This is a genomic window from Niabella aurantiaca DSM 17617, assembly GCF_000374125.1.
GTDB classification, from domain to species: Bacteria; Bacteroidota; Bacteroidia; order Chitinophagales; family Chitinophagaceae; genus Niabella; species Niabella aurantiaca.
On the sequence record NZ_KB893643.1, the window covers coordinates 467,493 to 480,118 of the forward strand.

The window sequence follows — 12,626 nt, forward strand, 5'->3', positions numbered from 1 at the left end:
GTCCGATGTTTAAAATTTTACATCAGATCCAATTTTATCTCCCCTACATTTCCACATTCTCAAATTTTCACATTCTCAAAAACTGAACACCGTTATGGATACAGCAAATACTTTTCCCGCATTTTTTTATAGGCCGCCAGCCCCGGCTCCCAGCTTTTGCGGATCTCCGCTTCTGATTTCCCTTCGATGATCTGCTTTTTAAAATCGTACACACCTGCCAGCTTATTAATATCACCCATCTGGTTGCTTTGCGTTCTGTCGAAGAACTTTGAGCGGTTGGGGTAGGCGTTGTACAGGTCGATCATCCACCGGATATTGATCTTCCGCTCACGGATCAGGTCCGTCATGTCGTATGTCCGCAGGTCCAGACCATAACAGGTCTGATCTTTATGCAGCGGGGTGGCGCTCATTCCCTTAATGCTTACGGGGGTGAAGGAAAAATCATACTTTCCTTTCAACGCCGGGGCGCCCAGCACTGTAAACGGATAATAGGTGCCCCGCCCCTGGCTCACAATGGTTCCCTCAAATAAACAAAGTGAGGGATACAACAGGATGCTTTGCTGCGTGTTCAGGTTGGGAGAAGGCGGCACCGGCAATGTATAGGGCCGGTCGTGCGTATAATGCGCTACCGGAATGATCTTAAGCTGCGCTTTCATCTTATGGGGCAGCCACCCCTCCCCGTTGATCATCTGCGCCAGCTCCGCAATGGTAAGACCATGAGCGATCGGTATCGGATAGGCGCCGATACCGGATTTCAGCCGCATGTCCAGTACCGGGCCATCTACCAGGTAGCCGTTCGGATTGGGGCGGTCCAGGATCAGTAATTCCTTGTGGTTCTCTGCACAGGCCTCCATGATGCGTCCCATTACATTGATATAGGTATAAAAACGGGTACCTACATCCTGCACATCAAAGATCATGATGTCCACATCCGCCAAGTCCTCTTTGGAAGGTTTGTTCTTTTTACCGTACAGGGAGATGACCGGGATACCGGTTTTGACATCCACAGCATCGCTTACGGACGCACCTGCATCGGCATCACCCCTAAAGCCATGCTCCGGGCCAAATGCTTTTACGATTTTTATACCGCGGGCCAGCAAGCTGTCTACAAGATGTTTGTCGCCGATCCTTGTGGTAGGATTGGCCAGCACCGCCACCCGCTTTCCGGTGAGGTACGGAATATATTTTTCTGTCTGATCAGCACCGGTCCTGATGGCTTGTTCCGGCTGCGTGGCCTGCGTTCCGGCAACCCGGGCCGTGGCACAGGAAATACCTGCAGCGATCAGCAGCAGGTTAAAGAATAGAAGCTTCATGTAGTTTCGTTTATAAAATTAAAATCGGACAATAGCTAAAATACGGCTTCCTTTAGAAAAAACAGCATTATTACGCACAATAACGCAAAAAGATGCCTGGCAACCCTCCTTCGTACTCGCTGCCTGCTCCTGCCTTTCCGCAAAACACTAACACCCGTTAATAAAAAGAAAAATCCCCTACATTTGTTGAAAACAACAACGGATGTTACCAAAAGAAGTATATATCATTGCTGCCGTACGCACCCCGCTGGGCAGTTTTGGAGGAACCTTAAAAGAGCTCAGCGCCACAGAGCTTGGTGCTACCGCCATTAAAGGGGCGCTGGCAAAAGCCGGCATTCAGTCCAGCCTGGTAGAAGATGTGCTGATGGGCTGCGTACTGCAGGCCAACCTGGGTCAGGCCCCTGCACGGCAGGCCGCAAAATTTGCCGGGCTGCCGGATAAGGTCAATTGCACTACGGTGAATAAAGTATGTGCCAGCGGTATGAAGGCGATCGCGGGTGCCGCACAGAGCATTGCACTCGGTGATGCGGATATCGTTGTTGCCGGCGGAATGGAAAGCATGAGCAATGTTCCGTTTTACCTCGACAAAATGCGTTGGGGCAATAAATACGGGAACGGGGCAGTCATCGACGGCCTGGCAAAGGATGGACTGACCGATGTGTACAACGGCGAAGCGATGGGTATGGCAGCTGAATTGTGCGCCGGCGAATGCGGCATTTCGAGGGAGGAGCAGGACGCATTTGCTATCGAAAGCTACCGGCGAAGCCAGGCGGCCTGGGAAGCCGGGAAATTTGATGCGGAAGTGATCCCTGTTGAAATCCCTTCCCGCAAAGGCGATCCCGTTATTTTTTCAAAGGATGAAGAGCCCTTCAATGTGAAGTTTGATAAAATTTCGGCCCTTAAACCTGCTTTTAAAAAAGAGGGAACGGTTACCGCGGCCAACGCCAGTACTATGAACGATGGAGCTGCGGCGCTGGTGCTGATGAGCAAGGCAAAGGCCGATGAACTGGGATTAAAGCCCATTGCCCGGATCCTGGCCTATGCCGACGCCGAGCAGGCTCCGGAATGGTTTACGACCACGCCTTCGCTTGCGGTGCCTAAAGCTGTTGAAAAGGCAGGATTGCAAATGACCGATATTGATTGCTGGGAATTGAATGAAGCATTTTCCGTGGTGGGCATTGAAAATACCCGGCGTATGCAACTGGATCCGGCAAAAGTAAATGTGAACGGAGGTGCCGTATCCATCGGGCATCCGCTGGGTGCCAGCGGTGCGCGCATCATCGTGACCCTGATCCACATACTAAAACAACAAAACAGCCGGTATGGTGCTGCCGGCATCTGCAACGGCGGCGGTGGTGCCAGCGCGATGGTGATCGAGAATATAATTTGAAAATCTGCGCATGTGCTAATACCGATTGGTTATCCGTAATAGCCCGTTGGCCGAAACGGCTATCATCCCGATAGTAGCTGTTGGGCGCATTATACAGGAAAGCATCGGCCTGAATTATCATTCACTTTCCTATAGTTTGAAACTTACTGTTTCAGATTACATAGTTGCAAACGGTTAGAACCGGAAAGCGGGATTCAGCATTCAAGACTACGTTAACATCAAGTAAGAAATGAGGTCAAACCCGCAACAAAAGTCATTTTATGATCGCTTTCTGCTAATGGCATTTATGATCTTCACCGCGTGCTCCCGGGAGTTCTCAATAAACAACCGGTGCGTGTTCATCCCCCCGCAGATCACACCGGCCAGGTAAATTCCTTTTACGCTCGATTCGTGGGTATCCGGATCCAGCACCGGGCACTTTACGGCATCATCGCTCAGCATAACCCCGATCTGTTTCAGGAACTGGAGGTTGGGCTGGTAACCGGTTGCCGCGATCACAAAATCGTTTTTCAAAGTGATCATCTCTTCCGGGGTATCAATATCCACTTCATCTTCTCTTATCTCCCTGACCGATGCGTTAAAATAAGCGGTGATGGATCCTTCCTTGATCCGGTTTTCAATATCCGGGCGCACCCAGTATTTGACCCGGGTACCGATCTCGGGCCCACGCACCACCATGGTCACCCGCGCGCCCTTCCGCCAGGTTTCCAGCGCAGCGTCTACCCCCGAATTCATAGCGCCTACCACAATCACATCCTGGAACGCATAAAAATGCGGGTCTTTGTAATAGTGCGTCACTTTTGGCAGCTCTTCCCCCGGCACATTCAGTAGGTACGGAATATCATAAAAGCCGGTGGCAATGATGATATGATCAGCCGTGCAGGTACCTTTGGACGTGACCACTTCAAACAGATCAACCGTCCGCGAAACCTGCTCCACGGGCTCAAACAGCCGTATATTCAGGTTAAAGGAACCGGTTACACGGCGATAATATTCCAGCGCTTCATTCCGGACCGGCTTGGGGTTATTGGATACAAAGGGCACTCCGCCGATCTCCAGCCGCTCCGATGTGGAAAAAAAAGTCATGTTTACCGGGTAATGATACAGCGAGTTCACCAGGCTCCCCTTTTCAAAGATCACATAATCCAGGCCGGCCTTTTGCGCCTCTATACCGCAAGCCAGCCCAATAGGGCCACCCCCGATGATAACGATCGAAAAATGTTGCATTCTGCAAATTTCAAGGATCAGCGTTCAAATCCCAAATTTTACGGCATGCATAGTGCAGCGCCGCTCAAAAGCAGCCATACGGGTCGCCGCAGCAGTCCGGAATTTTGCCCCCTTCCGCTATAGCCGGAAACCAATCCTGACCGTTCGGCGGGCACCAAAAAAAAGAGCAGCAACCGAAAAAAGCGAACGCCCTTGCCTTCTTTGGTATTCTGCCGTATCTCACTTAAATTTGCCACTCTTAAAACGACAATATTACAAATATGGCAAGGAGTATAGCTTTCAGAGAAGCCCTCAGAGAGGCAATGAGCGAAGAAATGAGAAGAGACGAACGCGTGTTTCTGATGGGTGAGGAAGTAGCTGAATACAATGGCGCCTATAAAGTAAGCCAGGGAATGCTGGCCGAATTTGGTGAAAAAAGAGTGATCGATACGCCCATTTCCGAGCTGGGATTTACCGCTGTTGGCGTAGGTGCGGCCCAAAATGGTCTTCGCCCGGTTGTAGAATTCATGACCTGGAATTTTGCCGTTCTCGCATTGGATCAAATTTTAAATACCGCTTCTAAAATGCTGGCAATGAGCGGTGGGCAAATATCCTGCCCGATCGTTTTCCGGGGAGGCAATGGTTCTGCCGGTCAATTGGGTGCACAGCACTCCACAGCCTTTGAAGCCCTGTATGCCAATATTCCCGGCATCAAGGTGGTGTCTCCGAGTACTCCCTATGATGCCAAAGGTCTTTTGAAGCAGGCCATCCGTTACGAAGAAGACCCGGTGATGTTTATGGAAAGCGAGGTGATGTATGGTGATAAAATGGAGGTGCCGGAAGAAGAATACTATATTGAGCTGGGTAAGGCCGATGTGAAAAGACCCGGAACAGATGTAACCATCATTTCTTTTAATAAAATGATGAAAGTAGCGCTCAGCGCGGCTGCAGAACTGGAAAAAGAAGGCATAAGTGCAGAGGTGATTGACCTCAGAACGATCCGCCCGCTGGATATGGAAACGATCCTTGCCAGCGTACGTAAAACGAACCGGCTGGTTATCGTAGAAGAACAATGGCCGTTTGCTTCCGTATCTTCTGAAATATCCTACAGGGTTCAAAAAGATGCATTCGATTACCTGGATGCACCCATCCGCAGAATTACTGCTGCTGATGCACCCCTGCACTATGCCCCGAACCTGGTGGCAGCGGCGCTGCCCGACGTACCCAGAACCGTAAAGCTGGTGAAAGAAGTAATGTATCTGAAGAAATAACCGCCGTTGAAGCATAGAAGCTTTCTGAAAAGCCGGCCATGCGTATCCTGATTGAAACAAAAATAATCCTGTGGCTAAGAATAAAAACAACGATCATCAACATGAGATCCTGATCATCGATGACGAGGTATCTATAAGAAAAACGCTTTCTGAGATCCTTTCGTTTGAAGGTTACCGGATTTCGGAAGCAACAGATGGAGAAGAGGGTCTGAAGTTGTTTTCGGAAAAGGCGTTTAATGCCGTTTTGTGCGATATTAAAATGCCCAAAATGGACGGCATCGAGTTCCTGGAAAAAGCCAATGCCCTTGCACCTGATATTCCCATCATCATGATCTCCGGGCACGGCACCATCGAAACAGCAGTGGAAGCCGTAAAAAAAGGAGCTTATGATTTTATTTCAAAGCCACCCGACCTGAACCGGTTGCTGATCACCATCCGCAATGCCATGGAGAAAACATCCCTGGTGGCGGAAACCAAGGTACTGCGCAAAAAGGTATCCAAAGTACAGGAGATCGTGGGCAACTCTGCCCCTATCCAAAAAATTAAAGAAACCATCAATAAGGTTGCTCCCACGGAAGCCCGGGTGCTGGTAACAGGCGCCAACGGGGTTGGAAAGGAACTGGTAGCCCGGTGGATCCATGAATTGAGCAGTCGCTCCAACAGCCCGCTTGTTGAGGTAAACTGTGCCGCCATACCAACAGAACTCATTGAGTCTGAATTATTCGGGCATGAAAAGGGATCTTTTACTTCAGCTATCAAGCAACGCATCGGAAAATTTGAGCAGGCCAATGGGGGCACCCTGTTCCTGGACGAGATCGGTGATATGAGCCTGAATGCGCAGGCTAAAGTACTGCGCGCACTGCAGGAAGGAAAAATCACCCGTGTTGGCGCCGATAAAGACATCAACGTAGATGTACGGGTTATTGCAGCGACCAATAAAGACCTGCTTCAGGAAGTGGACGACAAGAACTTCCGCCTTGACCTGTATCACCGGCTGAGCGTGATCCTGATCAACGTTCCTTCCCTGAACGAACGGAAGGATGATATTCCTTTACTGGTAGACCAGTTCCTGGATGATATCTGTAAAGACTACGGTATTTCCAAAAAAGGTATCGATGAAGGGGCCATTGAATCATTGCAGCAGTACAACTGGACCGGGAATATCCGCGAGCTCCGGAACGTTGTGGAGCGGCTGGTGATCCTGAGCGGAAAGACCATCACTGCCGCAGACGTGCAGAACTACGTAGCCATCGGTTAAACCGGCCCTGTTGCAACAACAAAAAAAATGCGGCCTGAAAGACTGCTTATTGATGCATCCTTGCCGGGCCGGTATTTTCATCTGCAAAAAAGGAAGCGCCCTTAAATAAGCGGCGATTTTCATACGTTTATCTCCCTGCACTGCACCGGATTGATATTTAACCTATAAATTTACAGTATGTTCTTTTGGCACATCACCAGATATATTCATTAACCATTTGCAGTGGAGGTAAATTTTAAGCATAACTTCCTGGGGTATTTCCGGTTCTACCATTCCGTTTTAGGCAATAAAGTATATCTGTACCTCTGCCTGAACGTGCTTATGGGATTGCTGGACGGTATCGGATTAACCCTGTTCATTCCGCTCTTCACATTGCTTTTCAGCGCCGGAAATGAAGAGGCGCTTTACACCGGGAAAATGCATTACCTCACTGACTTCTTTTCGGCAGCCGGTATTCCCTTTACTATAACGAGCATTCTTATCCTTGTGATCCTGACGTTTTCGGTAAAAGGATTCGTCCGTTTTTTACAGCAGCGCTATCTTTCCCGGATGCGTTTCCTCTTCATACGCAAGATACGCACCGCCCTGCTGCAATCGCTGAATGATATTTCCTATACCGGCTTCCTAAAACTCAATGCCGGAAAGATCCAGAACACGCTTACAACAGAAATTACGGGCCTGTTCAATACCATGACCACCTATTTCAATTCGATGCAGCATGTGGGCATCCTCGCCACCTATTATGTTCTGGCATTTATGGCAAACATGCAATTTGCAGCCCTGGTCATCATCAGCGGGGCATTAAGCAATCTTATTTTCAAACGGCTGTTCTCCAAAACCCAAAAGCTTTCTACCCACGCATCAAAAAAAGGGAACGATTTCAACAGCTATCTCATACAATCCGTAACGCATTTCCGTTACCTGAAGGCCACCAATTATTTTAAGCGCTACATGCAGAAACTGAAAAAAGTGATTGAGGAAACCGAAGCCCTGCACTTCAAAATGGGCACTTTCAGCGCTTTGTCCGAAGGAATCAAAGAGCCCGTAGCCATTATCGCCATCGGGGCCGTGCTCTGCATCCAGTTCTATTTTTTCCCGGAGAGCGATAAGAATACGGTTTTGGTGAGCCTTTTATTGTTCTACCGTTCCCTTTCACAGCTCAGCCAGTTGCAGACCAGTTGGCAATTTTTTGCCCAAAACAACGGCAGCATCCGTTCGGTTACAGAGATCGTCCGGCAGGTACGGCAGCTCAAAGAAGAAACCCGCACCGCTCCCGGAGATCCGGTAGTGATCAGCGGTATCCGCCTTTCCGATGTATCCGTAACATACGGTAAACGGACCATCCTGGAAGGGGTCAACCTGCAGATCAACCGGAACCAGACCATCGCTTTTGTTGGCGAAAGCGGCTCCGGAAAGACCACCCTGGCAAATGTCATCATTGGGCTCATCCCACCTACTACGGGCAATGTATGGATCGGCGCCACCCCTATCAATGAACTTGATCTGAATGCCTACCGGGACAAGATCGGATATATCACCCAGGACCCGGTTGTATTCAGTGATACCATTTTTAATAATGTTACATTTTTTGACCCGCCTACTCCGGATAACAGGGAGCGCTTCCATAAAGCCCTGTACCAGGCATCCCTGGCAGATTTTGTAAACGCGCTTCCGGATAAAGAAAACACACAGGTAGGCGACAACGGCATTTACATTTCCGGAGGACAGAAACAGCGGCTTTCCATCGCACGGGAACTGTATAAGGAGGTAAGCCTCCTGATCCTGGACGAAGCCACATCTGCGCTGGATTCGGCAACGGAAAACATCATTCAGGCAAGCCTGGAGCGACTGCATGGTCATTGTACCATCATCATCATTGCGCACCGCCTCGCCACTATCAAAAGATCCGACACCATCTACCTGCTGAAGAACAGGACCCTCTATGAGCAGGGCTCCTTTGAAGAGCTGAGCTGCAAATCGGAAGTATTCAAAAAAATGATCGCAGACCAACAGTTTTAGAGCGCTGTTGATATCGAAAAACGGCACAATGGACCAGAAAGCAATTATTGATTTTTATGACGACAATGTAACCTACCACATCCGGGTGGGCCTCAATGAGCGGGTCTATAGCCTGTATAAGCGGATGATCAGGCTTGGATTGCAGAAACGCTCTACGGTACTGGAGCTCGGCTGCAGCACAGGCACACTGACCCATCTGCTATGCCGGTGCGCTAAAAGAGGAACCGTTGAAGCGGTTGACATCAGCCCCGGCTCCATAGCATATGCCCGGCAAAAGATCCGCCATCCCAATGTCAGCTTTGCAACAGCCGATATTGTACATTATACTCCCCGATCTGGGAACATCGATTTCATTACACTCTTTGATGTGCTGGAACACATTCCGCTGGCGCAGCATTCGGAGCTTCTCGCCCGTCTGGCTGCATTGTGCAGCAGGCGTACCCGCATACTGATCCATATTCCCAATCCAGACCACCTTGCCTATCATATAAAACACAATGCTGAAGACCTCCAGGTCATCGATCAGCCGGTTGACCTCCCGGTATTGATTACCCGCGCCGACCAGGCAGGCCTGAAGCTCGATTTTTTAGAGACCTATGGTATCTGGCACGAGAACGATTATGTCTTTCTTGTATTGAGCGCTAAAAAGGAGTTTGAAAAAGTACCGCTGGGCAACCGGCGCACCCTGCTTCAAAAAGCCGTTAAAAGGCTGCACAGGATGTATTTCAGAACGCGGTACCGATAGAAGGGCATTCTCCAAAAATAAACAGACAGGTCAGGGATGCCTTTTCAGGGAGAACGGGAAAGACCCGCTCAATATATATATTTTCAGAACCATTGAGGCAATAAGCCAGAATAAGTCATAAGCCGCTCATATTGATCCGGAACAGCGATGGTTTATTTCCCCGCCACCTCCCGGTACCAGGCATCCATCTGCTCGGTAATGGCGCCCACCGAAAACAATGCCTGTGCTTTTTTTGCAATGGCCTGCCGGTCAAAATTCCGGCGCTCCGCAATCATTTTTATCAACGCCCTTTTAAGCGTGTCAGGGTCATACGGATCTACCAGTATGGCGTTCCGCTCATCAAGATATTCACCAAGACCGCCGTTTTGCGTTGCAATTACCGGCACACCGCAGCTAACCGCTTCGGCCGTTACATTTGAAAAGATCTCGACCTCGCTAAACACCACCAGGCAATCAATACGCTCCCGCATTGTTTTGGCCACTATTTCGTAAGGCACCACTCCCAAAAACTCCACATCCGGATGCGTCAGCTGGTAAGCAGCATTGGATGCTTCGTCCAGCCCGATCACGATCAAACGGGTTGCGTCCGTTTTTACCTGCTCATATACTTCAAGGATCGGGTCCAGTCTTTTAAGTTTTACCCCGCTGGAAATATGCGCAAAAATCATTTTATCCGAAGCGGCCCTTGGTACATGGTAGAAAATGTTTGCGTCGATCATATTGTAGATCGTACACACTTTACCCCGGTAACCTCTTTGAACAACCGCATCACCCAAAAAACCGGCAGGCGTTTGCAGACCCGATGCCTGCTTCCAGGACGCCTGTATGAGTCGTTTATACCAAAACGGAAGCTGCCGGTAGCTGTTTCCGTTAACGATATTGCTGTACCCCGACCACCGCTCCGTAATGATGAACGGGATCCCGTACTCCCTTTTTATCCAGCTGGCGATACAACCAGACTTAAGGGTCACATGTACATGAACCAGGTCTGGCTTTCCATAAGTCGCAATATAATTCCTTACTTCCTGCCTGCAGATTTTCTGCCAGGTGTAAAACGAAACCGGCTTATACCAGGCATGATCTTTATAAGGATAATAAACCAATGTTTCGGTGAGGTTCGGCCAACGCTTGTCGGTAACAACGCTTTTTCGCACCGTTTGTGCTCGCGGATCATGGGTCACTTTGAGCACATCGATCTTATGCACCAGCGAAGTTGTACGCGCATGCCGTTGTACAAAATCCCCTTCAAAGGGAGAAAGGTCATTCGGATACCAGCTGCACAACCACAAAACACGAAGCATATAAAGATTTGAACAAATTTAAAACAATTCCATTTTCCGTTTTGCGGATCAAAAAGGGCATAACATTTTCCCCGGTCTTCATCCCGCCCTTGCGGGCAGGCCGTAATGTACAGCAACACCGCAAGCGTGCAACGCGACTTAAAAAATGTTATGCCCTAAAAAAACAGATCCGGGGATCTATTTCAATGCTTTGATGATCTCCACAAAATCCACAGCAACCAGCGAAGCACCGCCAACCAGCCCACCGTCTACGTCCGGGCTGGAAAACAATTCTTTGGCGTTGTTTGCCTTTACGCTTCCTCCATAGAGGATGGACACGGAATCAGCAATCTCCTGGCCGTATTGTTTTGCGATCACGGAGCGCAGGTAGGCATGGATCTCCTGGGCCTGTTCGGTAGTGGCCGTTTTTCCGGTACCAATGGCCCAGATCGGCTCATAAGCAATAATCACCTGCTTCAGATCATCCGCAGATAAGTGAAACAGGGATTCCCTGAGCTGCTTTTCTACATACTCATTTTGCGTACCGGCTTCGCGTATGCTCAATGGCTCACCGCAACAGAAAATAGGCTTCAGACCGGCGCCCAGCAGCAGATCCAGCTTTTCGGAAATATCCAGGTTCGTTTCATTGAAGTACTCCCGGCGCTCACTGTGGCCAATGATGCAATACCGGATGTTCAGCGATTTCAGCATCTCTACCGAAACTTCCCCTGTGTAAGCACCCGATTTTTTATTGGAGCAGTTCTGCGCCGCTACATAAAAATTCTTCAACGTGTTTACCTTTTCATTGGCCGTCATCAGATAAGGGAACGGAACGCCAAAGATCACCAGCTGATGTTCGCTTGTTTCAATCTGCTCATCCAGAATATCTTTCAGCAACTGTTGCCCTTCTACATACGTTAAGTTCATCTTCCAGTTAGCCGCTGCTATTTGCTGTCTCATGATTTCTCTGTTTTTGTTTGATTATAAATATGGGTAATTAACTCTTTTTCCGCTTCGGTCATTGATTGTTTTTTGGTCTGCATCCACCGCTCCAGGTGTTCTAACGCTTTTGACAGGTCATATATTGTTGCCGCATCATCCCCCCAGGAAAAAGACGGGATCCATTTCGGGGTGAGCCCCTTTCCAAAAATATTTGCACAGACCCCCGTAACGGTTCCGGAATTAAAGGAGGTATTGATTGCAGCTTTTGAATAATCCCCCATCAGCACCCCGCATTTGATACCGGCATTGTAGGTTCCGGAGGGCAAGGTTACACGAATATTTCCGGCCGTGTTCTTTAAGTTGCTGTTACTGGTTCCGGCACCCAGATTACACCATTTTCCGATCACCGAATCGCCAAGATAACCATCATGCGCTTTGTTGGAAAAAGGGAACAATACCGAGTTCTTGATCTCGCCGCCTACGGTACAGAAGGCCCCGATCGTGGTACCGCCGTAGATCCTTGTCCCCATTTTTACCACCGCATGCTCGCCGATAAATACGGGGCCGCGAATGCAGGTACCTTCCATTACCAAGGCATTTTTTGAAATATATACGGGACCTTCCGTTGCGTTGATCATGGAAAACCGTACATCGGCACCCGCTTCCACAAAGATATTTTCTTCACCCGCCAGACGGTTGCCCGCATCCAACGGAGCGGAAAGCTCCTGATCTGTCAGCAGTGAAAAATCGAAATGCAGCAACCCGGCGTTCCGCTCAAACAATTGCCAGCTGTATTCTATAAAATCTACAGCATCCGCGGGCAGACCGGCCACCAGCGCGCCGGAAAAACCGGCTTCGGATTCCCCGTAGCCAATAGGCTGCCCGTTAGCCAGGATGATAAAATCCCCTTTTGAAAAGCATCGCAGCCGTTCGATCAGCTGCCGGGAAGGCAGCAGGTTGGCCGGAATGAACCAATACATGCCTGGCTCATTTTTTAATTCCTTTTGCACGATAAGCTCCCACCGCCGGCGGTTGGTCAGCATCCCCACGGGCATATCTTCCGCTGCAGTCGTCAAACTAAAGGGAAACAATTTTTCTGCCTGATGCCAGTTATGGGTAAAAATGATTGCGCACATAAATTGAGGCGCCTAAGATAAACAGAAATGAGAGCAAAACAAAACCCCGGAGGGATCCGGGGTCTG

Annotated in this window: 10 protein-coding genes; 5 read left to right on the top strand and 5 right to left on the bottom strand. The window is 49.3% G+C overall.

Annotation, left to right across the window (positions count from 1 at the left end; translation table 11 throughout):
- Nucleotides 1-92 precede the first annotated feature (92 nt).
- A complete protein-coding gene (locus tag B160_RS0118940) occupies nucleotides 93-1,313 on the bottom strand; it encodes an exo-beta-N-acetylmuramidase NamZ family protein (protein ID WP_018629503.1) in 1,221 nt (406 codons plus the stop codon).
- 202 nt (nucleotides 1,314-1,515) lie between these two features.
- Here B160_RS0118940 and B160_RS0118945 point away from each other — a divergent pair, with 202 nt between their 5' ends.
- Nucleotides 1,516-2,703 carry an acetyl-CoA C-acyltransferase gene (locus B160_RS0118945; RefSeq protein ID WP_018629504.1) on the top strand — a complete coding sequence of 396 codons (1,188 nt, stop codon included), beginning with the start codon at nucleotides 1,516-1,518 and terminating at the stop codon, nucleotides 2,701-2,703.
- A gap of 258 nt (nucleotides 2,704-2,961) precedes the next feature.
- Here the strand turns inward: B160_RS0118945 and B160_RS0118950 are convergent, their stop codons facing one another.
- A complete protein-coding gene (locus B160_RS0118950; RefSeq protein WP_018629505.1) occupies nucleotides 2,962-3,930 on the bottom strand; it encodes a YpdA family putative bacillithiol disulfide reductase in 969 nt (322 codons plus the stop codon).
- A 260-nt stretch (nucleotides 3,931-4,190) separates the two neighbouring features.
- Between B160_RS0118950 and B160_RS0118960 the strand changes: the two genes are divergently transcribed.
- The 4 genes from B160_RS0118960 (at nucleotide 4,191) to B160_RS0118975 (ending at nucleotide 9,202) form a co-directional block, all read left to right on the top strand.
- Complete coding sequence (locus B160_RS0118960; RefSeq protein ID WP_026309868.1) at nucleotides 4,191-5,180, top strand: pyruvate dehydrogenase complex E1 component subunit beta; 990 nt, start codon at nucleotides 4,191-4,193, stop codon at nucleotides 5,178-5,180.
- A gap of 70 nt (nucleotides 5,181-5,250) precedes the next feature.
- Nucleotides 5,251-6,438 carry a sigma-54-dependent transcriptional regulator gene (locus B160_RS0118965; protein WP_018629508.1) on the top strand — a complete coding sequence of 396 codons (1,188 nt, stop codon included), beginning with the start codon at nucleotides 5,251-5,253 and terminating at the stop codon, nucleotides 6,436-6,438.
- A gap of 222 nt (nucleotides 6,439-6,660) precedes the next feature.
- Nucleotides 6,661-8,457, top strand: coding sequence for an ABC transporter ATP-binding protein (locus B160_RS0118970; protein WP_018629509.1), 1,797 nt, complete (start codon nucleotides 6,661-6,663; stop codon nucleotides 8,455-8,457).
- A 28-nt stretch (nucleotides 8,458-8,485) separates the two neighbouring features.
- Nucleotides 8,486-9,202, top strand: a complete 717-nt coding sequence (locus B160_RS0118975) for a class I SAM-dependent methyltransferase (protein WP_018629510.1) — start codon at nucleotides 8,486-8,488, stop codon at nucleotides 9,200-9,202.
- A gap of 152 nt (nucleotides 9,203-9,354) precedes the next feature.
- Here the strand turns inward: B160_RS0118975 and B160_RS0118980 are convergent, their stop codons facing one another.
- From B160_RS0118980 to B160_RS0118995, 3 genes are all read right to left on the bottom strand, one after another.
- Nucleotides 9,355-10,503, bottom strand: coding sequence for a glycosyltransferase (locus tag B160_RS0118980; protein ID WP_083927733.1), 1,149 nt, complete (start codon nucleotides 10,501-10,503; stop codon nucleotides 9,355-9,357).
- Nucleotides 10,504-10,680: 177 nt separating this feature from the next.
- Nucleotides 10,681-11,442, bottom strand: a complete 762-nt coding sequence (gene tpiA, locus B160_RS0118990; protein WP_018629513.1) for a triose-phosphate isomerase — start codon at nucleotides 11,440-11,442, stop codon at nucleotides 10,681-10,683.
- Nucleotides 11,439-12,560 carry a hypothetical protein gene (locus B160_RS0118995; protein ID WP_018629514.1) on the bottom strand — a complete coding sequence of 374 codons (1,122 nt, stop codon included), beginning with the start codon at nucleotides 12,558-12,560 and terminating at the stop codon, nucleotides 11,439-11,441. The genes tpiA and B160_RS0118995 overlap by 4 nt, the downstream gene beginning before the upstream one ends.
- Nucleotides 12,561-12,626: the final 66 nt, after the last annotated feature.